This is a genomic window from Mycobacterium hippophais, assembly GCF_027529605.1.
GTDB lineage: Bacteria > Actinomycetota > Actinomycetes > Mycobacteriales > Mycobacteriaceae > Mycobacterium > Mycobacterium arseniciresistens.
This window is the reverse complement of record NZ_JAPZPY010000015.1, coordinates 24,221-48,129: the sequence shown is the minus strand read 5'-3', so window position 1 is coordinate 48,129 and position 23,909 is coordinate 24,221. Positions and strand designations below refer to the sequence as shown.

General features: G+C 69.3%; 21 protein-coding genes and 1 pseudogene. 7 read left to right on the top strand and 15 right to left on the bottom strand.

The genetic code is table 11. The features are described 5' to 3' along the window. Positions 1 to 106 precede the first annotated feature (106 nt). Both O6P37_RS24880 and O6P37_RS24875 read left to right on the top strand, forming a co-directional pair. Positions 107 to 814, top strand: coding sequence for a VTT domain-containing protein (locus tag O6P37_RS24880; RefSeq protein WP_264015628.1), 708 nt, complete (start codon positions 107 to 109; stop codon positions 812 to 814). Between the two features lie 48 nt (positions 815 to 862). Next, positions 863 to 1,618, top strand: a complete 756-nt coding sequence (locus tag O6P37_RS24875; RefSeq protein ID WP_269896590.1) for a class I SAM-dependent methyltransferase — start codon at positions 863 to 865, stop codon at positions 1,616 to 1,618. 7 nt (positions 1,619 to 1,625) lie between these two features. Here O6P37_RS24875 and O6P37_RS24870 read toward each other — a convergent pair whose 3' ends face one another. From O6P37_RS24870 to O6P37_RS24855, 4 genes are all read right to left on the bottom strand, one after another. After that, entirely contained in the window at positions 1,626 to 2,303 is a 678-nt protein-coding gene (locus O6P37_RS24870) for a glycine-rich domain-containing protein (RefSeq protein ID WP_269896589.1), read from the bottom strand. Between the two features lie 5 nt (positions 2,304 to 2,308). Then, the gene (locus tag O6P37_RS24865; protein ID WP_269896588.1) at positions 2,309 to 2,773 is read right to left on the bottom strand and encodes a hypothetical protein; all 465 of its coding nucleotides are present in this window, start codon (positions 2,771 to 2,773) and stop codon (positions 2,309 to 2,311) included. A gap of 177 nt (positions 2,774 to 2,950) precedes the next feature. Beyond that, positions 2,951 to 4,090, bottom strand: coding sequence for an alpha/beta hydrolase (locus O6P37_RS24860; RefSeq protein ID WP_269896587.1), 1,140 nt, complete (start codon positions 4,088 to 4,090; stop codon positions 2,951 to 2,953). An 8-nt stretch (positions 4,091 to 4,098) separates the two neighbouring features. Continuing rightward, positions 4,099 to 5,274, bottom strand: a complete 1,176-nt coding sequence (locus tag O6P37_RS24855) for an MFS transporter (protein WP_269896586.1) — start codon at positions 5,272 to 5,274, stop codon at positions 4,099 to 4,101. Between O6P37_RS24855 and O6P37_RS24850 the strand changes: the two genes are divergently transcribed. From O6P37_RS24850 to arr, 3 genes are all read left to right on the top strand, one after another. After that, positions 5,273 to 5,401, top strand: coding sequence for a hypothetical protein (locus tag O6P37_RS24850; protein ID WP_269896585.1), 129 nt, complete (start codon positions 5,273 to 5,275; stop codon positions 5,399 to 5,401). The genes O6P37_RS24855 and O6P37_RS24850 overlap by 2 nt on opposite strands. Positions 5,402 to 5,497: 96 nt before the next feature. Then, a complete protein-coding gene (locus O6P37_RS24845; RefSeq protein ID WP_269896584.1) occupies positions 5,498 to 6,406 on the top strand; it encodes a helix-turn-helix transcriptional regulator in 909 nt (302 codons plus the stop codon). Between the two features lie 133 nt (positions 6,407 to 6,539). Further along, entirely contained in the window at positions 6,540 to 6,968 is a 429-nt protein-coding gene (gene arr, locus O6P37_RS24840) for an NAD(+)--rifampin ADP-ribosyltransferase (RefSeq protein WP_269896583.1), read from the top strand. Positions 6,969 to 6,972: 4 nt separating this feature from the next. Here the strand turns inward: arr and O6P37_RS24835 are convergent, their stop codons facing one another. From O6P37_RS24835 to O6P37_RS24815, 5 genes are read right to left on the bottom strand one after another with little or no spacing between them, the layout of a single operon-like run. Then, positions 6,973 to 7,881: an LLM class F420-dependent oxidoreductase gene (locus O6P37_RS24835; protein ID WP_269896582.1), complete on the bottom strand. Its 909-nt coding sequence runs from the start codon at positions 7,879 to 7,881 to the stop codon at positions 6,973 to 6,975. 28 nt (positions 7,882 to 7,909) lie between these two features. Further along, positions 7,910 to 8,752, bottom strand: coding sequence for an alpha/beta fold hydrolase (locus O6P37_RS24830; RefSeq protein WP_269896581.1), 843 nt, complete (start codon positions 8,750 to 8,752; stop codon positions 7,910 to 7,912). A 25-nt stretch (positions 8,753 to 8,777) separates the two neighbouring features. Then, positions 8,778 to 9,935 carry an XdhC family protein gene (locus O6P37_RS24825; RefSeq protein WP_269896580.1) on the bottom strand — a complete coding sequence of 386 codons (1,158 nt, stop codon included), beginning with the start codon at positions 9,933 to 9,935 and terminating at the stop codon, positions 8,778 to 8,780. Positions 9,936 to 9,960: 25 nt separating this feature from the next. Further along, positions 9,961 to 11,829, bottom strand: a complete 1,869-nt coding sequence (nhaA, locus tag O6P37_RS24820; RefSeq protein WP_269896579.1) for a Na+/H+ antiporter NhaA — start codon at positions 11,827 to 11,829, stop codon at positions 9,961 to 9,963. Then, positions 11,826 to 12,944 (bottom strand): glycoside hydrolase family 76 protein, encoded by a 1,119-nt coding sequence (locus O6P37_RS24815; RefSeq protein WP_269896578.1) that lies wholly within the window; start codon positions 12,942 to 12,944, stop codon positions 11,826 to 11,828. The genes nhaA and O6P37_RS24815 overlap by 4 nt, the downstream gene beginning before the upstream one ends. Before the next feature lie 93 nt (positions 12,945 to 13,037). On the opposite strand from O6P37_RS24815, the gene O6P37_RS24810 reads away from it, so the two are divergent. After that, positions 13,038 to 13,580 carry a TetR/AcrR family transcriptional regulator gene (locus O6P37_RS24810; protein WP_269896577.1) on the top strand — a complete coding sequence of 181 codons (543 nt, stop codon included), beginning with the start codon at positions 13,038 to 13,040 and terminating at the stop codon, positions 13,578 to 13,580. Further along, entirely contained in the window at positions 13,577 to 15,166 is a 1,590-nt protein-coding gene (locus tag O6P37_RS24805) for an MFS transporter (protein WP_269896576.1), read from the top strand. Before O6P37_RS24810 ends, O6P37_RS24805 begins: the two co-directional genes overlap by 4 nt. Here the strand turns inward: O6P37_RS24805 and O6P37_RS24800 are convergent. The 6 genes and pseudogenes from O6P37_RS24800 to O6P37_RS24775 all read right to left on the bottom strand — a co-directional run bounded on the left by O6P37_RS24800 (position 15,050) and on the right by O6P37_RS24775 (position 23,520). Next, a complete protein-coding gene (locus tag O6P37_RS24800) occupies positions 15,050 to 15,700 on the bottom strand; it encodes a TrmH family RNA methyltransferase (RefSeq protein WP_269896575.1) in 651 nt (216 codons plus the stop codon). The genes O6P37_RS24805 and O6P37_RS24800 overlap by 117 nt on opposite strands. After that, positions 15,693 to 16,589, bottom strand: a complete 897-nt coding sequence (locus O6P37_RS24795) for a hypothetical protein (protein WP_269896574.1) — start codon at positions 16,587 to 16,589, stop codon at positions 15,693 to 15,695. The genes O6P37_RS24800 and O6P37_RS24795 overlap by 8 nt, the downstream gene beginning before the upstream one ends. 18 nt (positions 16,590 to 16,607) lie before the next feature. Continuing rightward, entirely contained in the window at positions 16,608 to 17,384 is a 777-nt protein-coding gene (locus O6P37_RS24790) for an SDR family NAD(P)-dependent oxidoreductase (RefSeq protein ID WP_269896573.1), read from the bottom strand. Between the two features lie 47 nt (positions 17,385 to 17,431). Beyond that, entirely contained in the window at positions 17,432 to 18,316 is an 885-nt protein-coding gene (gene ttfA / locus O6P37_RS24785) for a trehalose monomycolate transport factor TtfA (RefSeq protein ID WP_269896572.1), read from the bottom strand. A gap of 177 nt (positions 18,317 to 18,493) precedes the next feature. Beyond that, positions 18,494 to 21,039 (bottom strand): annotated as a pseudogene (gene clpB / locus O6P37_RS24780) (ATP-dependent chaperone ClpB). A 171-nt stretch (positions 21,040 to 21,210) separates the two neighbouring features. Next, the gene (locus tag O6P37_RS24775) at positions 21,211 to 23,520 is read right to left on the bottom strand and encodes a diguanylate cyclase domain-containing protein (RefSeq protein ID WP_269896571.1); all 2,310 of its coding nucleotides are present in this window, start codon (positions 23,518 to 23,520) and stop codon (positions 21,211 to 21,213) included. Between the last annotated feature and the right edge of the window lie 389 nt (positions 23,521 to 23,909).

Sequence of the window (23,909 nt, the reverse complement as noted above, 5' to 3'; positions counted from 1 at the left end):
AGCTATGCGAATAGCCTGATGGATTCCCGTTAGCAGGAAGTTCACCGGTCCGGGCCGCGCGGCTGAATTTCGGGAGGCCGTGGCCGCGCCGGTATCTTGGGGTGCCATGACCACCCCGACCACCCATCTGGCGCTGATGCCCGAATTCCTGGACCCGATGACCCTGCTCGGGTACTTCGGCACCTGGGCGCTCGTCGGACTGCTGGTGGTGATCTTCGTCGAGTCCGGGGTGCTGTTCCCGATCCTGCCGGGTGACTCCCTGCTGTTCGTGGCAGGCATGCTCGCCGCGGGCACCGCCGCGGCCGCCGAACAGGGCAAAGAAGTGCCCGACTTCCAGCTCTGGCAGCTGCTGGTGTTCATCCCGATCGCGGCGATCCTGGGCGGTCAGGTCGGTTACTGGATCGGCCGCAACATCGGCACCGCGATGTTCAAGCCGGACGCGCGCTTCCTCAAGCAGCGCTACCTCGACGAGGCGCACCTGTTCTTCGAGCAGCGCGGACCCTTCGCGATCGTGATGGCCCGGTTCGTGCCCATCGTGCGGACGCTCGCCCCGCTGACGGCGGGCGCCGCCCGGATGAGCTACCCGGTGTTCGCGCTGTACAACATCCTCGGTGCGGTGGTGTGGGGCGTCGGTCTGACACTGCTGGGCTTCTGGCTCGGCCAGTTCGAGATCATCCAGAAGCTGCTCGAACCGATCTTCATCGCGATCGTGCTGGTGTCGGTGCTGCCGATGCTGATCGAGTGGATCAAGCGGCGCCGCGCGGCCCGCCGCGCGGGCATCCCGGCCCCGCCGATCGAGCCGGCCGCCGACTAGGTCGACCGCGGCCCCCATACCGGTGCACCACGACCCCGCTGACCTGCTGTGACAGCGGACCACGCCCGGCGACTGCTGACGGCCGTCGGGCCCATCACGCACCTCCGAGTCGTCGAGCTCGCCTGTGGCGATGGAGAGTTGAGCCAAGCGCTGGCCGATGCGGTGGGTGCCGGCGGTCGAGTGCTGGCCGGCGACATCGCTGACGAGGCGGTGCGCCGCGCACGTGCGAGGTTGATTCGGCACGCGAACGTGACGGTCGCCCGGTTCGATGCACACCAGATCCCCTGCGCCGACGGCTCGGTCGACGTCGTGATCGCGGGCATGCTGCTGATGCTGACCGATCGCCCGCGCTCCGTGCTCGAGGACGTGCGCAGGGTGCTCAGGAGCGGCGGGCGGGTCGGCGCCTCGGTCTGGGGGATGGCGCAGGACAATCCCTGGCTCTCGCTGATCGGGGCTGCCCTGACCCGATCGGAGTTGGCTGTGCGCGCGGCGCCTGCCGCGCGCCCGGGCGGCCCGTTCGCACTCGCACGCCCGGACACCCTGCGGCGCCTGGTGAGCAGCGCCGGCTTCGAAGACGTTCACATCGAGCGCGTCGACTCCGTGCTGTCCTGCGCTGACCACCATGCATACCTGGAGTACACGCGGGCACGGCTGCCGTCCGTCGCGGCGGCGCTCGACCGCGCCGACGAACGACGACGTGCCCGTCTTCTGGAGGTCCTCGAGTCGGCGACGAGGCGTTTCCGATCCGACGGCGAGCTCCGACTGCCCGTCAGTGCGCTCGTGTGCACCGGATCGGTGCGATGAGCTGACGTCAGGCGGCGAGCGCCAGGATCCGGTTTTCCACCATCACCGAGACGAGCGCGATCCGCTGGTCGTCGTCGAGGTCGCCGGGCAACTCCCGAACGAAGAAGTGCCTGACGTCGGCCATGAACTCCAGCGCGGCCCGGGCCACCGGGTCGACTGCGAAGATCGGTTCACCATGGGAATCCAACAGTTCCACCATCCCGTCGTCGCCGTCGCGAAGTGTCAGGTCGTCAGCCCGGCTGAAGAGAATGCGGCGGGCGAGCGTCACATTGCGGTCGTCGTACCAGACGTCGGGCAGCGACTCATCGAACAGTTGCGCATATCGCTGCGCGAACATTTCGAACGTCGAGGGTTCCCGGACCGCGGCCAGCCGGATCTTCGGGGCGTTGCTGGGCGCGTGCTGGATGTATCCGCGGAAGTGTGCCCGGCAGTAGTCGATGTACTGGCGGGTGAACAAGACGAACTGGTGCCACACCGCGTCGACCTCCAGAGAATACATCGACCACGTGACGCCGGCATCGCACTCAGTGACGACGAAATAGCGCTTGATCTCCCGAAAGAGCAACTCGGCGTGGTCAACCGACTCGGCGACATGGTCCTTGACCAGTTTCTCGATCAGGTACGGCGCCTCGAACGCGAGCGCGTCGGCGTACCCGTCCGCGCTCGCTCGGGCGGGCTCTGCCATCGCGGTCATTGCATGCGGACGCAGTTGCAGGTGCATGGGACGCATTGCGTGCCGTCGCAGTAGTACTCGCACGTGCAGGTGTCGCGGGCCTGCGATCGCGTCCGCATCGTCAATCCCGAACGCCTCGTGGTCACCTGCTGGCCTGCCCGCCATCGCGCAAGGAAGTCCTCAACCGGCACAGTCACGCCGTGATGAATCAGGGCACCTCTGCGGACCCACACCACGGACGCCCCGAGGTCGAAGGTGGACAGCTCCGCGATCTCGACCACGTCGTCGCGCGACACCTCGACGCTGGCCTGCTTCTCGTCCAGTCCGAACAGCAGACGCAGGAAGTTCTGCCGCGCCGACTCCACCACGAAGCCGGTGAGCGCGACAGCACCCCCGTCCCCCACCGCGGCGAGCACCCTCGAGAAAACAGGGTTCGGGGTGAAGGCCTTGCCTTCCGCCCCTTCGTCATTTCCGTCGCTCATGGCGTCTTCCTCTCGTCGTGTGATGACGATTCAAGGGTTCGACGTGAGCGGCGAAAAGGCGTGAGTAGTCGCCTACCTCAAAGGCGGCTGAGGTGGCGGGAATCCTCTTCCCACTTTCGCGTCCGGCCAGGGGTGACGACTTGCCGCCGATCAGGGTTCGTCGTTTGAACCGGTGCCTCATGCAGAGGCAAGGTTGGTGCGAAAGAAGGTGGCCAATGTCTCGAAGGGGATGAGGTCGACCCGGTCGTACAGGTCGACGTGCCCGGCTCCGGGAACGAGCACCAGCTGCTTGGGTTCGGCGGCCAGCCGGTAGGCGTCCTCGCTGAACTCGCGCGAATGGGCCTGGTCACCGGAGATGAACAGCATCGGCCGAGGCGAAATGGTCTCGATGTCGGAGAACGGGTAGAAGTTCATGAACTTGACGTTGCTGGTGAGCGTGGGATGGGTGCTGGTGTCAGGGCTGTGTCCGCGTGCGGTGCGATAGAAGTCGTAGAACTCGCGGTCGATCGGGGTTGACGCCGCGGACAGTTCCTCGGGTGTACCGCCGGTGAATTCTGTCGGCGCACCGGCGAATTCGGCGTCGCGCTGCTGTGCGGCTTGCGCGAGGACCTCCCGGCGCTGATCGAGGCTGACGGCGTTGCGCAGCCCGTCGCGGTTTGCGGCGCCCATGTCGTACATGCTGACCGTCGCGACGGCCTTGATCCGCGGATCGATCTTCGCCGCGCTGATGACGAAGCTGCCGCTGCCGCAGATGCCGAGGGCGCCGATGCGTTCGCGGTCGACGAACGGTTGAGTGCGCAGATAGTCGACGGCCGCGCTGAAGTCTTCGGCGTAGATGTCCGGCGACACGGCATTGCGTGGCAGGCCGTCGCTTTCACCCCAGAACGACAGATCCAACGACATCGTGACGAACCCCTGTTCGGCCATCTTGGTGGCGTACAGGTTGGCGCTCTGCTCCTTGACCGCTCCCATCGGATGACCGACGACCATCGCCGCAGCCCTGGAGTCGGGTGCCATGTCCTTGGGCACGAACAGGTTTCCCACGACATTCATCTGGTACTGGTTCTTGAAGGTGACCTTCTGAACCGTCACCTGGTCGCTGCTGTAGAAGTTGTCCGCGCCTCGACTGGTGTCACCGGGTGGCAGATCCGGTGTCGCGGCCGCGGGCACCGACGGTGCAGGTGTGCCGCTGGGCTTGGCGGCCGTGCAACCGGCAGCGGCCAGAATTGCCACCGCCGATGCGGCGGCTGTCAGTGTGCGTCGGCGAAAGGTGTTGCGATCGATTGTCTTACGGTTTCGGTTGACGTCAATCGTCATGTCCACTCCTATCGTTGGTATTCGAATTGCCGGTCAGGCATTGACTTCGGCGTGCGGTGGAGGCGCCGACCATGCCCGGCCCAGCGGTTGGCGACGGCCAGTAGCGTCAGCGGCATCAGGGCGGAACCGGTGAGCAGTGCACCGAGGACGGCCGGTCCGGTCAGCCCCAGCGGTGTCGAGAGCATGGCGCCCGCGAGTGCGGATCCGCCCGCGGTGCCCATGTTGAACGCGGCAGTCGCCATCGAGGACGCCAGGGTCGAACCACCGCCGGCGTGACGAAGGACCTGGGCGATCAACACCGGGTTGGCGCCGAGTCCGCACGCGCCGAGCAGCACCACGAGAGTGACCGCGATCGTCGTGTGGCCGGCTGCGGCCGCAAGTGCCAGCATCGCCGCTGCCGATGACGTCGTCGCCAGGGCGATGACGGCCAGCGGATGACGGTCTCCGAACCGACCCGCGACGGCGGTACCGATCAGTGCGCCGATCCCCAGCCCCGCCAGCACGACGGGCACAAGCGCTTCGGGGACACCGGAGCGACCGGTCAACAACGGGCTGATGAAGCTGTAGGTGCCGAGGAAGCCGGCCTGGGCCAACACGATCGCCGCCAGCATCGCCCACGCCCGCCAAGGGCGTATCGCCTCGACCTCACCCCGGACGGACAGCTCGGCGGATCGGTCGCCGTTGGTGGCGGGCGCGAGTCGATGCACGGCGACAGCCACGATCACTGACAGGCCGGCCAGCAGCCAGAACGGAACCCGCCACCCCGTGAGCAGGCCGGCGAAGGTGCCCAGCGGCACACCAGCCACCACGGCCAGGCTCAAGCCCCCCGACATCACTGCCAGCGCTCGCGCACCGGCTGCGGGACCGGCCGCCGCGGCGGCCACCACCGCACCGACCGCCCAGAACGTCCCGGTGGCCAGCGCAGTGATGACGCGCGCCACGGTCAGCACGGCGAAGGACTCGCTGACCGCTGCCACCGCATGCCCGGCGGCGAACACCGTCAGCGCGCCGACCAGGGTGGCGCGCGCGGGCATCCGCAGTGTGGCCAACGCCATGACCGGTGGGCCGACGATCATGCCGACCGCGAACGCGGTGATGAGCAGTCCTGCCTTCGCGACGCTGACGCCGAGGTCGGCGGCCACCTCGGGAAGTACGCCGGCAAGCATGAATTCGGTTGTGCCCATGAGGAAGATCCCTGCGGCCAGGACGTGGACCAACAGCGGCAGCCGGGTGCTGCTGTCGCTGCGAGATGGGTGCATGTTTGTTCGGCTCCTCGGTTACCGGGTGATGCCCTTCGGCTTCTTCCGGTGACCACGAAACCCGTTCTCGTAGGCCGGTAACAGGTTCGGCTGTGCCATGTACTGGCAGGGCACCCCTGACCGGGCGGAGACTGCCTACCCTGGGCTCATGGACAGGAGCGACATCCGGGAATTCTTCGTGACCCGGCGCGCCAGGATCTCCCCTGAGCGGGTCAACCTGCCGTCGTATGGCACCCGCCGCGTGCCCGGACTGCGCCGTGAAGAAGTGGCCGCGCTGGCTGGGGTGAGCGTGGACTATTACAACCGCCTCGAACGGGGCAACCTCGCCGGGGTGTCGGAGACGGTGCTGGAGGCGATCGCCAACGCCCTGCAGCTGGACGAGGCCGAACGGCTGCACCTGCACCGCTTGGCCCGTGCCGCCAACGCCTCCCCGCGCAGCCGGACGGCGAGCGTGAAACGACAACGCCTGAGCCCCAGCATCCAGCGGGTGCTCGACGGAATGACCGGGGTCGCCTCGATCGTGCGGAACGGCCGCATGGATCTGCTGGCCGCCAACATGCTCGGCCAGGCGCTCTACTCACCGGCCTACGACGCCGAACCCGAGGTCCCGAACCTCGCCCGTTTCGCATTCATGAATCCCGCGGCCCGCGATTTCTACCCCGACTGGGACGGCGCGGCCAACGTCGCGGTCGCTCTGCTCCGCACCGAGGCCGGCCGGACTCCGGGGAACGCCGCGTTGTCCGCCCTCGTCGGCGAGTTGTCGACCCAGTCGGACGAGTTCCGTCAACGCTGGGCGACACACAACGTCCGCACCCACTACAGCGGCACCAAGACCTTCCGCCACCCCGCCGTGGGCGAGCTCGAGCTGGCCTACGACGTCATGGACATCCCTGGGGCCGCGGGCCTTTCGCTGACCGCCTACACCGCCGAACCGGCATCGAAGTCCGCCGACAACCTCACGCTCCTGGCCAGCTGGGCGGCGACCGACAACAGCCACCTCGATGTCCCGTCGGGCCTCCGGTCGACGACAGCCCGACCCGAGGGTGAGCCACAGTAGGACTTTCGCGGCCGAGCCGCCGGGCCGAAACGCCTCTTCCCACTCTCACTTTAGGGCAGGGGTGGGGGCTTGCCGCAAGACCCCGTTCGTGCTGCACAATCCTCCGGCCAGCAACGATCTATGGGGGTTGAGAGTGACGAACACGCCGAAACCGTTCGAGGTGCACCCGACGGGTGCGTACCTGCACGGCACCAGGGCCGACCTGTCGGTGGGCGATCTCCTGGTGCCCGGACGGGAATCGAATTACCAAGCGGGCCGCATCATGAACCACGTCTACGTGACGCAGACGCTCGACGCCGCGGTGTGGGGGGCCGAGATGGCGGCCGGCGAAGGCCCGTGCCGCATCTACATCGTGGAACCGGAAGGCGAACTGGAGGACGACCCGAACGTCACCGACAAGAAGCTGCCCGGCAATCCGACCCGCTCCTACCGCACCCGCCAGCCCGTGAAGATCGCCGGCGAGCTGACGGACTGGGTGGGGCACTCGGCCGAGCAGCTCCAGGCCATGCGCGACGGCCTCGCCGACCTGAGGCGCAAGGGGCTCGACGTCATCTACGACTAGAGCTTCACCCCAGCGGAAGTGCCTTGGCCAGTTCCCGCAGCGCGGGCCGCGGGTCGGCCATCGGGTTGTCCCCGAGCACCTGCACCACGACGTGGTCGGCGCCGGCGTCCAGATGCGCGGTGATCGAGGCCGCCGCATCCTCGACCGAGCCCATGCCGACGACGCCACGGGCCAGCCGGTCCGAGCCGCCGCGCACCAGGTCGGATTCGTCGAAGCCCTGCCGCAGCCACGAGTTGCGGTAGTTCGGCAGCCCGCTGTACACGTCGAGGTGCTGGTGCGCGCGCTGCAACTGGTCCTCGTCGGTGCCGCCGAACGCGACGGCCTGCTCGGAGACGATCCACTTGTCCGGCCCGAGGATGTCGCGGGTGGTCTGCGTCTGCGCCGGAGTGACGAGATACGGGTGCGCGCCGTCGGCGTGGGTGCCGGAGAGTTCGATCATCTTCGGGCCGAGCGCGGCCAGCAGGCGGGTGGGGCGGGGAGCGCCCGGCTCGATCATCTCGGACACCGCCGCCATCTTGTCGAGGTAGGTGCGCATCGTCGCCAGCGGCTTCGCATACGTTCCGCCCATCCCGTGTTCGACGAGCGGCGCGTGGCTCACGCCGAGGCCCAGCACGAAGCGATGGGGATACTGCGCGTTGAGGGTGCGGCCACCGGTCTCGGCGGCGGACGGCAGCCGGATGTGGATGTTCGCGATGCCGGTGCCCACCACCAGGCGGTCGGTCGCCGAGAGGAAGGCCGCCGACTGCGTCAGGCATTCCTTGCCGGTCACCTCGGGGATGAACAGCGAGCCGTAGCCGAGTGCCTCGATCTCCCGCGCCACGTCCTGCGCGTCGGTGATCGACCAGGTCTCGCTGGCCCACCAGACGCCGACGCGGGACGGGAATGCGATCTCGGGCTTACCGGAATCAGTCACCCGCTCAACCTAATCGACGGCTGTCGAGTCAGGCGATCGGGTGGGCCGCGAACCACTCGAGCAGCAGGTCCGACAGCTCGTCGGCCTTCTCCTCGGGAATCCAGTGCGAGACGCCGGGCATCACCTCGAAGCGGTAGTCCGCCGCGACGTATCGCTCGGTCTCGTAGGCGGCCTTCGGCAGCAGCGCCGCGTCGTTGTCGCTCCACACGTACATCGTCGGCACGGTGATCTTGCCGCCCGCCCGCCGCAGGTCGGTCAACGGCATGGCCCGGTACCAGTTCAGGCCTGCGGTCATCGCGCCCGGCTCGAGCATGGCGCGGGTGTCGCGTTCGGCGGCTTCCCGGGTCTGACCGATGCGCTGCAGCGACTTCGTCGACATGGCGCCGCCGTTGCGGGTGAGCAGGAACTCCGGCAGCCACGGCAGCTGGAAGACGTACATGTACCAGGACGCCAGGCCCTGCTTGCTGGTCGGCATGGACTTGAGGAACGCCGCGGGGTGCGGCACCGACACCGGTGACACCGTGGCGAGCCGGTCGGGGTACTCCGATGCGACACCCCAGGCGACGGCGGCGCCCCAGTCGTGGCCGACCACGTGCACCTTGTCCGCACCGCTGGCGTCGATCAGCGCGCCGACGTCGGCGATCAGTTCGGTGGTCTTGTAGTCGCGCCGCCGCCGCGGCCGGGCGCCGGGCGAGTAGCCGCGCTGATTGGGCGCCAGGCAGCGGAAACCCTGCGCGCTCAGCCGGGCGATGACGGCGTCCCAGCTGTCGTTGTGCTGCGGGAAGCCGTGCAGCAGCACCACCACCGGCCCGTCGGCGGGACCCACGTCCTTGACGTCGAACACCAGGTCGCCGCGGCGGTACTGTTCCATACCGCTCAGTGTCGTCTCTGGCCGATCATGAAGGCAAGACGCTGGGCTCGTCGTGCTCGTGATGAATGGGGCCGCCGGTGGCGCCGAGCGGTCGCCCGGTGCCGCCCCAGCGCCGCGCGATGATCTCCGCCGCGATCGACACCGCGGTCTCCTCGGGGGTCCGTGCGCCGAGGTCGAGGCCGATCGGGCTGGCCAGCCGTGCCAGTTCGGCGTCGGTGAGCCCGGCCGCCCGCAGCCGGTCGAGCCGGTCGGTGTGCGTGCGCCGCGATCCCATCGCGCCGATGTAGCCGACCTGCGGCAGCCGCAGCGCCACCTCGAGCAGCGGCACGTCGAACTTGGGGTCGTGGGTGAGCACGCAGATCACGGTGCGGCCGTCGACGGCGCCCGCCTCTGCCTGCGCCGCCAGGTAGCGGTTCGGCCAGTCGACCACCACGTCGTCGGCGGTCGGGAAGCGCGCGGGAGTGGCGAACACCGCCCGGGCGTCGCACACCGTGACGCGGTAGCCGAGCAGCGACCCCTGCCAGGCCACCGCCGCGGCGAAGTCGATCGCCCCGAACACAAGCATCCGCGGCCGCGGTGCGTGGCCGGCGACGAACACCTCCATACCCACGCCGCGCCGCTCGCCGTCGGGTCCGAAGGTCAGCACCTCGCTGCGGCCTGCGTCGAGCAGCCCGCGGGCGTCGTCGGTGACCGCCGCGTCCGCCCGGGCCGACCCGAGCGTGCCGGTGACGGGAGTGTCTGCGGAGTCGGGCCGGACCACCAGCCGCCGTCCCACCCACGACGGGTCGGGATGGGTGACGACGGTCGCGGTCGCCACCGGGCGATGGGCCTCGATGTCCTCGACCACCGCGTCGAAATCGGGGAACGTGTGCTGCGAGACGGCCTCGACGAACACGTCGAGGATGCCGCCGCACGTCAGACCGACGGCGAAGGCGTCATCGTCGCTGACGCCATAGCGCTGCAGCCGCGGCGTGCCGTCGGCGACGACCTCACCGGCCAGCTCGTACACCGCGCCCTCGACGCAGCCGCCGGACACCGATCCGCTGACCGTGCCGTCGGGCGCCACCACCATCGACGCGCCGGGCGGGCGTGGCGCCGAGCGGAAGGTCCGGACCACCGTCGCGAGCCCCGCGGTGCCGCCGTCGCGCCAGACCGCGAGCAGGTCGGCGAACACGTCCCTCACGCCGACCACGGTACTGGGCGGGTGCTCAGCGCCGAGCCTCGGTCACATCGCCTCCGCGGCCGGCTTCCAGCGCGCGGATCAGGCTGGCCGCATCCCACGGGCCCTTGTGCCGCTTGCCGTTGACGAAGAATGTCGGGGTGGAGTTCAGGTCCATCACCTCGGCGTCCTGCGCGTCGTCCTGCACCCGGTGCAGCACCTTCGACGCGTGCACCCGCACGTCCTGGTCGAAACGCTCGATGTCGAGGCCGACGCCGACCGCGTAGCGGTACATGTCCGACCACTCCAGGTCGTCCTGGTGGGCGAACAGTTCCCGGCCCATCTCCCAGAACTTGCCCTGCAGGGCGGCGCCCTCCACGGCTCGGGCGGCGTCGAAGGCCCGCGGATGTGCCCGCTCCAGCGGCAGGTGCCGCCACACGTAGATGAGCCGGTCGCCGAAATGTGCCCGCACCTCGTCGATCGCCCCGGTGGCCCTGCTGCAGAACGGGCATTCGTAGTCGCCGTACTCGACGAGACTCAGCGGCGCGTCCGGCCGCCCCTTGACGTGGTCGCGGTCGGGGTCGATCGGGCGGACGAGCTTCATGCCGACCGCCTCCGGAGGGCTGATCAGGTCGGTGATCCGGAAGAACGCCCATCCCAGCACGAAGGCCAGCACCGAGGCGATCAGCACGCCGACCCGCGCCTCGTCCTGCTTCAGCGGGTCGTCGATCGCGAGGTCGACGATGAACAGCGAGATGGTGAACCCGATGCCGGAGAGCAGCGCGCCGCCGGCCACCCGTCGCAGCGACATCCCCGGCGAGAGCTGGCCCAGGCCGGTGGCCCGCATCAGGGCGGTGGCCGCGGTGATGCCGACGAACTTGCCGAGCACCAGGCCCGCGACGATGCCCCACATCAGAGTGGATTGCAGCGCGGCCATGACGGTCGCCTCGTCCAGTCGGACGCCCGCGTTGGCCAGCGCGAAGATCGGCAGCACCAGGAACGAGACGTACGGGCCGACGGCGGTCTGCAGGCGCTCGTTGATCGAGATCGACTCGCGCAGTCCGCGGGTGACCGCGCGGGCGTACTCGGGGTTGGGTGACTGGCGGAACGCGCGGATCAGGTCGACGGTCTGTTCCACCTGGCGCCGTTCCGGCGTGAAGACGGGGATCAGCAGCGCGACGGCGACGCCGGCGAGGGTGGGGTGCACGTGGGCGATGTACAGCGCGATCCACAGCGCGAAGCCCAGCGCGGCGTACGCCGGGCCGCGCAGCCGGGGCAGGAACCGCACCCCGGCAAGGGCGCCGATCAGGACGATGGCGACGATCAGCGGGGTCACCCGCAGGTCGTCGGTGTAGAAGAGCGCGATGGCGCCGAGCGCGCCGACGTCGTCGACCACCGCAAGGGTCAGCAGGAAGATGCGCAGCCGCGCGGGGAATTTCGGCTTGATCACCGCCAGTGCGCCGACCAGGAAGGCGGTGTCGGTGGAGATCACCACACCCCAGGCCTGGGCGTCGTCGCCGGAGGGGTTGAAGGCCAAGAAGATCACGGCGGGCAGGATCAGCCCGGCGACGGCGGCGACCACCGGCACCGCGGCGCGCGATCGGTCGGTCAGCTCGCCGATCGCGAACTCGGCCTTGACCTCGAGGCCGACGATGAAGAAGAAGAACGCCATAAGGCCGTCGTTGACCAGGTGCTTGACCGACATCTCGGTGTGGTATTCGCCGAAGCTCAACCCGACGTCGGTGTCCCAGAACGCCGAGTAGGTCTCGGCCCATGGCGAATTCGCCCAACCGATGGCCAGCAGGGTGAACAGCAGCAGCAGTGCGGCCGCGGTGTTCTCGGTGGATCGCGGCGTGCTGGGGTCCCGGCTGAACCGGGTCGGCAGCAGGCGGACGATCCTCGGGAAGGCCGTCGTCACTGCGTGGGGGCCGGCGATTCGGCGACGGTGTGCGCGGCCTCCATCAGCATCCAGCCCGACAGCTGCACGGACAGGTCGCGCTCGGGGATCTCGGAGGCGTTGACGGCGCCCTCGACGAACTGCGCCTCCTTGCCGGCGACCGTCGGCACCTCGGCGGTGCGCTCCCAGAACGCGCCGAACAGCGGCAGGCTGTCGACGGTCTGCCGGTTGTCCCACGCGGCCTGCGCCGAGGTCAGCACCAGATCGCGGGCGGTGTCGCGGGCGGCGGCGTCCTCCGGGGTGCGCTGCGGAAGATCGGTGGCGACCAGGGCCAGGTAGCGCGCCAGGATGCCGTGGAACAGGCCGCCGTCGCCGCCGCCGGCCCCCTTGAGCACCCCGTCGGGCGCCATATGCTCGCGGACGGCGTCGACGAGCCGGTGTACCCGGGGTGCGTGGTCGTCGTCCTGGGTGCGCGCCGCGAGTTCCACCTCGAGTCCGAGCACGACGCCCTGGCAGTAGGTGTACTGGGCGCGCACCAGCGAACCGGCCTTGATGCCATCGAAGACGAGGTGGCTGTCGGGGTCGATGAGCACCTCGTCGATCCAGTCCGCCATCTGCTGGGCGCGGCGCAACCGGTCGTCGTAGCGCGCCAGGAAGATCGCGGCCGGGCCGTTCGCCGGGGCGTTGAAGAACTGGTCCTGCTTGCGCCACGGGATGCCGCCGCCGTCCTCGGGTACCCAGGCGTTGACGAGCTGATCGGCCAGTTTCTTGAGCGCCCGCGGCTTCTCCACTCCGGCCAGCCGGCAGGCCCGTTCCAGGGAAAGGGCCAGCCAGGCCATGTCGTCGTAGTAGTCGTTGACCCAGGAGCCGTTGTTGCGCAGGCGATGTGACCGGATCTGGCGGGCGATCCGGGCCTGCCGCTCCGGTTGGGGGTCGCGCACCTGCGCGTCGACGAGGCAGTCCAGCAGATGGGCCTGCCACCAGTAGTGCCAGGTGCCGAACCACGAGTAGCGCCGCGCCGACGGCCAGGCCACCACCCCGAGCTGGGTGCCCGGCAGGCCCCACAGCCGCTTGAGATGGCGCTTGGTGATCGCGGCTTCGGCACTGGCCGCGCGATTGGCCCACAGCTGATCCATGGCATTGATCCTGCCTCACCGGGCGGCCCGCGGGAGGGTCGCTCGGCGTAATGCCGTGAGACAAATTCGTCTCATTCGCGCTATAGTCGTCTCATGGCCGTTGATCGCGAGAACCTGCTGCGGGCGGCCGCGGACTTCCTCGGACGTCGGCCCAACGCCACCCAGGACGAGATCGCCGCGGCCGTCGGCGTCAGCCGCGCCACGCTGCACCGGCACTTCGCCGGCAAGCCCGCGCTCCTCGCCGCGCTGGACGACCTCGCCATCGCCGAGATGCGCGGTGCCCTGGACACCGCACGGCTGCAGGAGGATTCGGCCACCGACGCGCTGCGCAGGCTGGTGGCCGCGTGCGAGCCGGTGTCTCCGTATCTCGCGCTGCTATACAGCCAGAGCCAGGACGTCGACATGGACGCCTCGCTCGAGGGCTGGGCCGAGGTCGACGCCGAGATGACCCGGCTGTTCGAGCGAGGCCAGCGCGCCGGGGAGTTCCGTCCCGACCTCACCGCCGCGTGGCTGACCGAGGCTCTCTACAGCCTGGTCGCCGGCTACGGCTGGGCCAGCCAGGTGGGCCGGGTGCCGGCCCGCGACTTCAACCGGATGATCACCGAGCTGCTACTGAACGGAGTGAAGACCCCATGAGCCGCCGCTGGTTCGCACTGGGCATCCTGACCCTGGCGGTGCTGCTGATCGGCATCGACGGCACGGTGCTGGCGCTGGCCACCCCCTTCATCAGCCGCGACCTCGGCGCCACCGCCACCGAGATCCTCTGGATCGGTGACATCTACTCCTTCGTCCTGGCCAGCCTCCTCATCACGATGGGCAGCCTCGGCGACCGGATCGGGCAGCGCAGGCTGCTGCTCTTCGGTGCGATCGGATTCGGCGCCGTATCGGCGCTGACCGCCTACGCGCCGACCGCCGAACTGCTGATCGCGGGCCGCGCGCTTCAGGGTGTCGCCGGCGCGACGCTGGCGCCTGCCACGCTGGCGCTCATCCGGACCATCTTCGCCGAACCTCGCGAACGTTCACTGGCCGTCGGCATCTGGGCGGCGACGTTCTCCGCGGGCGCGGCGCTCGGCCCCGTGCTGGGCGGTGTGCTGCTCGAGCACTTCTGGTGGGGCTCGGTCTTCCTGATCAACGTACCGGTGATGGTCATGCTGGTGGTTGGCGGCGTGCTGCTGCTCCCGGAGCACCGCAATCCGCATCCTGGTCCGTGGGACCTGCCGTCGGTCGGGCTGTCGATGGCGGGGATCCTCGCCGTCGTCTACGCCATCAAAGAGACTGCCGCACATGGCTTCCGGATCGACGGCGCCCTCGCGGCGGTGCTCGGCGCCGCGGCGCTGACGTGGTTCGTGCGGCGCCAGTTGCGGCTACCCAGCCCGCTGATCGACGTACGGCTGTTCGCCAACCGCGCCTTCTCCGGTGTGGTCGGCGCGAATCTGCTCTCCGTGCTGGGACTTTCGGGCCTGGTGTTCTTCCTCTCGCAGTTCTTTCAGCTGGTTAAGGGGTACGGCCCGCTGCAGGCCGGGCTGGCCGAGGTGCCTGCGGCGGTGGCGGCCACGGTGTTCGGCGTGCTGGCCGGTGTCGCGGTGCGGTACCTGAGCCGGCGGGCGGTGCTGACGGCGGGCCTGACGATGGTCGGGCTGGCGATGGCGACGCTGACGCTGATCCGTCCCGACACGCCGTATCCGCAACTGGGCGTGACGTTGTTCATCGTCGGTGTCGGGCTCGGGCTCGCCTTCACCGTCGCCAGCGACGTCATCCTGGCCAGCGTGCCCAAGGAACGCGCGGGCGCGGCGGCCGCGGTGTCCGAGACCGCCTACGAGCTCGGCATGGCGCTGGGCATCGCCGTCCTCGGGTCGATCGTCACCGGCGTCTACCGCGGGTTCATCGTGCCGCCCGGCATTCCGGCGGCCGCGGCCGCGCACGCCCAGGACTCGCTGGCCGCCGCGGTACAGGTCTCCGAAGGACTGCCCGCCGGCCAGGGTGATGCGCTGCGCACGGCCGCGCAGGAGGCGTTCACCTCCGGGCTGGCCTTCGCCTCCGGCGTCGGCGCGGTGCTGATGCTGGTGTCGGCGCTCGGCGTGTGGCTGTTGCTGCGCAGCGCGCCGCTACCAGGCCAGGCCGAGGTCGGCGTGCTCGACGACCCAAGCGTGCATGGCGATGCCGGCGGCCACCGCGGCGTTGATGCTGCGGGTCGAACCGAACTGTGCAATCGAGACAGTTGATGCCGCACCGGCTTTCGCATCCCCGGTGATGCCTGGGCCTTCCTGCCCGAAGATCAGCAGGCAGTGCCGCGGCAGGGTCGCCTGCTCGAGGCGGGTCGCGCCCGGGACGTTGTCGACCGCGACGACGGTCAGGCCGGCGTCCGCCGCGAACGCCAGCAGTTCGGCGGTGCTGTCGTGGTGGCGCAGCCGCTGGTAGCGGTCGGTCACCATGGCGCCGCGGCGGTTCCAGCGCCGGCGGCCGACGATGTGCACGGTGTCGACGGCGAACGCGTTGGCCGTGCGCACCACCGCGCCGATGTTGGCGTCGTTGCCGAAGTTCTCGATCGCGATGTGCAGCGGATGGCGACGCCGGTCGATGTCGGCGATGATCGCGTCGCGCGTCCAGTACCGGTAGGCGTCGACGACGTTGCGGGTGTCGCCGTCGCGCAACAGGTCCGGGTCGTAGCGCGGATCGGTGGGCGCGTGCCCGGGCCACGGCCCGACCCCGGGCGTCGCGTGCCACTCGGTGGGTCCCGGCGCGTCGGAGTCAGCCACGGGTGGTCCACAGCGCGGCGTGGGTACCGACCACCGAGACCGTGGCGTAGAGCAGCGCGGCGTTCATGTTGCCCTGCGTGCACAGCGACGCGTTGAGTGCGACCGCGTCCCGTGAGGAATCCGGCAGCACCAGCACCGAGGACCCGTATGTCGAGCACGCATAGCTCAGTCCCGGCGGCGGGAGCGTGGGTCCGACGACCACCATCAGCGGGCCGCCGCGCCGCACGGCGTCGTCGCGGTAGCGGGTCGAAACGCTGGTGATATCCAGTCCCATCAGCATGTAGCCGTCGCCTGTGAACGCGTCCGGCTCACCGATGGCGGTCGGAGCGATCTGCGCGCCGTCGGCGTCGAAGGCGTCGACGCTGGTGGTCTTCAGGCTCAGCCCGGTGTCCGTGCCGGGGGTGGGCACCAGCCCGACCGGGAACGCGGCGGGATAGGCGACGGTGGTGCCGGGCACCCGGTCCTTGGGCGAATAGACGTAGACACCGCGCACCTGGCTCTGGTCGCGCATCGGGCCCAGACAGACGGTGCCGCTGAGCCGGTCGGGGGTCGGGGCCGCGGCGGGCCGGATGTCCAGCGTCGCGGCGTCCCGGCAGCCGCCGACCGCGTTGGCCTCGATCGGGTGGTACAGCGCGCCGTAGAGACCGAAGCGCAGGCTGTCCGCGGGGGCGGCGTCGTCGGCGTTGCGGGCGGCGTCGACGTCGACCAGCACGAAGTCGCCGTCGAACCGCAGGTTCGCCACCGAGAGGTTCCAGCCCAGCACCGACTGCGACTCGCCGATGGCCGCGGCCTGTGCGCCGTAGTGGTTCTCGTGGGTCGCAGCGTCATCGGAGCAACCGGACACCGCGGTGAGGAGCACGGCGGCGACGAGCGCGATCAGCCTACGCACTGGTGTTCACGGTCGGGGTCAGGTCCTGCCACGGCCCTTGCCCACCACTTTCGTCATGGCGCGCACCAGGTTTCGCGGAACCACCCGGCCACCGGTGGTGAGCGCCTTGTACTGCACACCCGGCACGATGAGGACCTTGTCCTTGGCGACGGCGGCAAGGCAGTCCCGCACCACGTCGTCGACCTCGAGCCACAGGAACGACGGGGTGCCTGCCATCTCGATGCCTGCGCGGGCGTGGAATTCGGTGCGCACGAAGCCAGGACACAGCGCGTGCACGCCGACGCCGGTTCCGCCGAGGCCGTTGGCCAGCCCCTCGCTGAACGCGATCACCCAGGCCTTGGACGCCGAGTACGTCGATCCGCGGCCCGGCAGCAGTCCTGCGACGCTGGCGACGTTGATCACGGTGCCGCGGTGGTCGGCGAGCATCGGCGGCAGCGCCGCGTGCGTCAGCTGCATCACCGCGGTGACGTTGACGTCCAGCTGGGACTGCAGCAGCGTGAGGTCGGCGGTCCAGAATTCGCCCGCGGTGCCGAATCCGGCGTTGTTGACCAGCACCTGGACCCCGGCGGCGAGCCGGTCGGCGACCCTGGCGCGGTCGTCGGCGACGGCGAGGTCGGCCGGGATCACCTCGACGGTGGCGCCTGCCTCGGCGCGCAACTCCGACGCGAGCTGTTCGAGGCGGCCCGCGTCACGGGCGACGAGCACCAGGTCGTAGCCGTCGACGGCGTAGCGACGGGCGAATCCCGCACCCAGTCCGGACGTCGGTCCGGTGATCAGTGCGACGGGGCGGGTCATGCCGACAGGTTACTTGGCGGCGTATGCCGCCCGACAACCGCGGAAGGTCAGCGGTGGTAGTGCGGCGACTGCCTGGCGTTGCGGGCCTGCGGCGGACGGCGCGACGGCTCGGCACGCACCGGGGACGGACCGCCGGCGCGTCCCGCGGCGGGGCCTTCGGCGCGAGCGGCCTCGGGCCGCTGGGGGTAGCGGGTGACGTCGGCGCGGCCGGTCGGCACGTCGGCGCGGCCCGCGGCCATCTCGGCACGGGGCGCGGGGGCCGGCTTGAGCGGACGGCTCGGCGAGCCGCTGCGCCTGGGCGCCGGCTGACTGGCGGCGGGCTGCGGGACGGGCGGCAGGACGCGTAGCAGGTCGTTGAACTGCCGCACGGTCCGCAGGCCCTCGTCCCACTGGGCGCGGGTGCTGGTGACCGGCATGCTGACCAGCGTCCAGTTCTGCTCGTTCCACATGATCTCGGCGCAGTCCGGCGCGGTGTGGGCGAACGTCACCATCCGGCGATCGCAGGCGCGCCGGGCGGCGTCGAGGTTGGTGGAGTAGACCATCCGCGGCCCGATGGCGCCGAGCAGCCAGATGTCGTTCTCGCGCGGTTCCTTGATGTCCTTGAGGCGCACGTCGACGACCACGTTCGTGCCGACCTTGCGGTGCAGCGCGATCACCGTCGCGACGTCCTCAAGGTCGAAGATGAAAACGGCCTCGCCGCGGATCTGTCCGAGCACCACGTTGCGGGCGTTGACGTCGCCGACGGTCGACATCACCCCGCGCTTCCAGCGCTTGAGGATGTCGGCGGACTCGTGTTCGTAGTCGAAGCCGTGCGATTTCGCCCATGACTTGCGGCGGCGGCCGAGCCCGCGTCGACGGTCGATGTCGACGTACAACAGCACGGCCGCACCCACGAAGCAGAGCGCGGACAGCGTGAACCAGAGCGGGACCATTGGTCCTAGCCTACTTGCTGGTACCGCTTTCGCTCGAACTCAAGTTGGTCACAACCGCGTCTCGTCGACTGTCATGCGTCTCTCCAGTCACACGAGTATCGCCCCCGAACGCGAAACTGCGGCCAGATCGCCCCTGAGTGGGAATTCGCGATCTGACCGCAGTCTCGGCGCTTCAGATCAGCCGAGCACCAGCCCGTCGCCGTCGGCGCTCACGTTGACGGGCACCACGTCGCCGTCGTGCACGTCACCAGCCAGCAACAGCTTCGCCAGCTGGTCGCCGATCGCCTGCTGGATCAGCCTGCGCAGCGGGCGGGCGCCGTAGAGCGGATCGAATCCGCGCTGGCGAGCCACTTCTTCGCAGGCAGCGACACCTCGAGGGTGAGGCGGCGCTGCGCCAGCCGCTTGGCCAGCTGCTGAAGCTGGATGTCGACGATCGAAACCAGCTCCTCGGGGTTGAGCCCGTCGAAGATGATGACGTCGTCCAGGCGGTTGATGAACTCAGGCTTAAAGGCCGAGCGCACCGCCGCCATCACCATCTCCTCCGAACCACCGGCGCCCAGGTTGGACGTCAGGATCAGGATGGTGTTGCGGAAGTCGACCGTGCGGCCCTGGCCGTCGGTCAGCCTGCCCTCGTCGAGCACCTGCAGCAGCACGTCGAACACATCCGGGTGGGCCTTCTCGATCTCGTCGAACAGGATCACCGTGTACGGCCGACGCCGTACCGCCTCGGTCAGCTGACCGCCCTGGTCGTAACCGACGTAGCCGGGAGGCGCACCGACGAGGCGGGCCACCGAGTGCTTCTCGCCGTACTCGCTCATGTCGATGCGGACCATCGCGCGTTCGTCGTCGAACAGGAATTCGGCCAGCGCCTTCGCCAGCTCGGTCTTACCGACACCGGTGGGCCCAAGGAACATGAACGAGCCGGTGGGCCGGTTCGGGTCGGCGACCCCGGCGCGGCTGCGGCGGACGGCGTCGGAGACGGCCTGCACGGCCTTCTTCTGGCCGACGACGCGCCTGCCCAGCTCGTCCTCCATGCGCAGCAGCTTGGCGGTCTCGCCCTCGAGCATCCGGCCGGCGGGGATGCCGGTCCACGCCGACACCACCTCGGCGATGTCGTCGGGCCCGACCTCCTCCTTGAGCATCACGTCCTCACGCGCCTCGGCTTGGGGCACCGCCGCGTCGAGTTTCTTCTCGACCTCGGGGATGCGGCCGTAACGCAGCTCGGCGGCCTTGGCCAGGTCACCGTCGCGCTCGGCGCGCTCGGATTCCTGTCGCAGCGCGTCGAGCTGTTCCTTGAGCTCGCGGACCGCGTCGATGGCGTGCTTCTCGTTCTGCCAGCGGGTGGTCAGCTCGGTCAGCTGTTCCTTCTTGTCGGCCAGTTCGGACCGCAGCTTCACCAGCCGGTCCTTAGATGCGTCGTCCTCTTCCTTGGCCAGCGCCATCTCCTCGATCTCGAGTCGGCGAACCAGCCGCTCGACCTCGTCGACCTCGACGGGCCGGGAGTCGATCTCCATCCGCAGCCGCGACGCGGCCTCGTCGACCAGGTCGATGGCCTTGTCCGGCAGGAACCGGGCGGTGATGTAGCGATCAGAGAGGGTGGCAGCGGAGACGAGAGCAGAGTCGGTGATGCGCACGCCGTGGTGCACTTCGTAGCGCTCCTTGAGGCCACGCAGGATGCCGACGGTGTCCTCGACCGACGGCTCGCCGACGTAGACCTGCTGGAAGCGGCGCTCCAGCGCGGCGTCCTTCTCGATGTACTTGCGGTACTCGTCGAGCGTGGTGGCGCCGACCAGCCGCAGCTCGCCGCGGGCCAGCATCGGCTTGATCATGTTGCCCGCGTCCATCGACGAATCGCCGGTGGAGCCGGCGCCGACGATGGTGTGCAGCTCGTCGATGAACGTGATGATCTGACCGGCCGAGTTCTTGATGTCGTCGAGGACGGCCTTGAGCCGCTCCTCGAATTCACCGCGGTACTTCGAACCGGCCACCATCGAGCCGAGGTCGAGCGAGACGACGGTCTTGTCGCGCAGGCTCTCCGGCACATCGCCGGCGATGATGCGCTGGGCCAGGCCCTCGACGATCGCCGTCTTGCCGACGCCGGGCTCGCCGATCAGCACCGGGTTGTTCTTGGTGCGACGGCTCAGCACCTGCACGACGCGACGGATCTCGGTGTCGCGACCGATGACGGGGTCGAGCTTGCCTTCCCGCGCGCGGGCGGTGAGGTCGGTGGAGTACTTCTCCAGCGCCTGGTAGGTCGCTTCGGGATCGGGGCTGGTGACCCGGGCGCTGCCGCGGACCTTGGTGAACGCCTCGCGCAGGGCCTGCGGCGACGCGCCCGCGCCGGTCAGCAGCTTGGCGACGTCGGAGTCGCCGGTGGCGAGGCCGACGAGCAGGTGCTCGGTGGAGACGTATTCGTCGTCCATCTCGGTGGCCAGCTGCTGGGCGGCGGTGATCGCGGTCAGCGACTCCCGGCTCAGCTGGGGCTGGCTGTTGGCGCCGCTGGCGCGGGGCAGCCGGTCGACGAGCCGTTGGGCCTCGGCGCGGATCGTCGCGGGTTCGACGCCGACGGCCTCGAGCAGCGGGGCGGCGATGCCGTCGTTCTGCGTGAGCAGCGACATCAGCAGATGCGCGGGGGCGATCTGCGGGTTTCCTGCGGCGGTGGCCGCCTGCAGGGCCGACGTGAGCGCGGCCTGCGTCTTGGTCGTCGGGTTGAACGAATCCACCACAACCTCCGATTCAGTCTTCTACGGGGTGGTCAAAATGCTTCTCGGCATGTTCAACGTCGTCAAGGTTGAGTGTGTTCCGCTCAAGTCTATATATTTTCCGACAGGCCGCACGAGGGCACGGTCGATCACCCGCGCGGCATCTGGGAGGCCGACGAGTCCATCGGGAGGCTATGACAGCGCGGCTGCCGATCTCGGACTCGTCCACGCACCCTGATGGCGGACCCACCGGGAATTCACGGCATGGAAGGCCAATCCGAATCGAGCGGCGACCGCCACCATTGCCAGCGCGGCCAACGTCACCGAGAGATCGTCGTCGCGGGCGAAGGCCGACACTCCCAGTGCGACGACGGCGCACCATACGGCCGACACCAGCGGCCCCCATCCGCCTGCCGTCCTCATCCGAACGGCGGCCGGCGCGGCCCAGCTGGCCACCGCGAGCAGTAGGAACGCGGCGGGCCAGCATGCATCGAGCAACGTGCCCTCCAGATACGAGCCTTTCGCGGTCTGGAAGAGGTAGATGGTGTCCGCGACCACCCATAGGACGAACGCCCCGACGATGAGTGCCCACCGGTAGCCTCCGCGCCACCCGAGGACGGCTAGCGTCCCCGTCGCCAGCGCGAGTAGCAGCAGCCCGCCGGCGGGATAGGCCAATCCGACCAGAACGGTGGCGGGCGAGCCACTCATCGCGGCGGCAATCGGTCCGGCGGTCAATGCAGCGGCGAGCGCTGCAGCGGTCAATCCGACGACCAGGGCGTCGAGCCGGAGACCGGCAGGCACCCACCGCACCTGCGCGCGGATCAACAGCACCAGGCCGGTGTAGACCAGCGGGTAGAACGCAAGGTAAACCGCATCGGCTATCGACGGCAGCGTCCCCTCGGGCACCCAGACGCCATAGACGACGCTGCCCATCGCCGTGGCGGTCATCCCGGCGGCGATGCACAGCCATGCACGACGTTCGGCTGAGACGCGCCAGGCACGCAGGGCCACCAGCCCGGCCGCGAGGAGCTCGAGCCCCACTTCCCACCAGCTGTCCAGCACGGTGATGCGGCCCGGTCCCGGCCGAACAAGTGTCGACAGCGCGAACAGCGCGACACCGGCCAGCAGGACGCCGAGGGCCACACGCACCATGGGTGGCGCCGCGACCCGCGGTGGACGCACGTTCGGTGCGGCCGCGAGCGGTTCGCCGTCCGGCGCCGACGAAAGCGGCCGCTCAGCGGACTCGGGCGAGCCCGGCGAGAAGGTGCGCACACACCCTCCGCCGTCGCGCTTGGCGGCGTACATCGCCAGATCCGCGCGCCGCAGCAGCGCGTCGACGTCGACGTGCACCATGTCGGGCGTGGCCACAGTCACTCCGATGCTGGGCCGCACGAGGATCGCCGCACCGTCTACCACGATGGGGGTTTCGAATTCGCCGAGGATTCGATCGGCCAGCTTCAGCGAGTCGGCCGAAGATCCCTCGATCAACACCGCGAACTCGTCACCGCCGAGCCGTGCGACGGTGTCTTCAGCGCGAACGCATGCCAGCAGACTGACGGCCACGCGCACCAGCAAGTCGTCGCCTGCAGGATGACCCATCTCGTCGTTGACGGTCTTGAAGTCATCCAGGTCCAGACACAACACCGCCAGGGAGACGCCGTCACGCCGGTGACGCTCGACCGCTTGTCCCAGGCGATGGAGCATGAGCGCCCGGTTGGCCAAGCCGGTCAGCGGGTCACGGAAGGCGAGCCGGGAAACGTCGGACAGCAGCCGCTGGTTCTCGATGAGTACCACGGCCTGGCGCGCCAGCACCGTGATCACGAGGATCACCGCCATGATCAACAGCGCGTTCTCCACGCTGGCGATCACCTGCGCAAACCAGGCAAAGACCGCGAGCGGCAACGGCAGGTACGGAAGCCACAACCGGACCTTGGACGCCGTGGGCAGCGGCGACGCCGCGACCGACGGCTCCTGGATGGCGCGTAATGCGGCCAGCGCCAGCAGACCCAAGGCTGCGACTCGACCCGAATCGAAGAGCACGCCGAGCCGGCCGGCTTCGAACAGGTAGGGCACCGGTATCGCCGAGATCGCCGCCAGAGCGATCCCAGCCGCCAGCAGCCCGACGTTTCGTCGTTGGGCCGGGCAGTCGCCGACCCATATCAGCGCGGTGATGGCGACAAGAAGGACTTGGGCGATCAGGTACACCAGCATCAGACCTGCGGTCAGGCGGGAATCACTCGCATGAATCATCCGCTCCAGCACAATCACCCAACACATCACGAAAAGCGACGCCGCCACGATCGCTGCATCGAGGGTCAACCGTGTCGTCGAAGTCCAGCTCGTGCGGGGAGAGAAGTAGAACAGCGAAATACCCGCACCAACGGCGAAGAGTACGAATGCGCAGCAGGTGATGACGGACAGCGCGGAGGCGCCCACACCCCACGCCGGGTGGAGAGCCCACATGAAGGCGCCCAACAGCCAAGCCACCAGGCCGGCGGTCATGGCCACCCAGCCCCGTCTCATCCTCCCCAGCGCCGAGCGCGCCGCCCGGGCCGTGCATCCTGCTGCGAAGACGGCACTCGCCAGCGAAATGGCATCGGCGACACCTGTGCCTGCCATCCCCGTCGCTGAGCTTTGCCACCAAGCCAGCCCGACGACAAGTACGGCGGCGATGTAGCCGCCCGCCACCGCGAGCAGGGTTCGTCGGGGCAACGCGGTGTGTGGACCACGAGCACAACGCTCCGAAAGCCTCATCGCCGCCTCTGTCGCTGTTCGCGGGCCAATGTACCCATATTCGAGATCGGTGCGGACACAACGGGCATGCGTGTCGGCTTTGGCGGTGCTCGGTGCCCTTGCCCGGGCCCGGGCAGCCTCGGTCAGCAACACGAGGC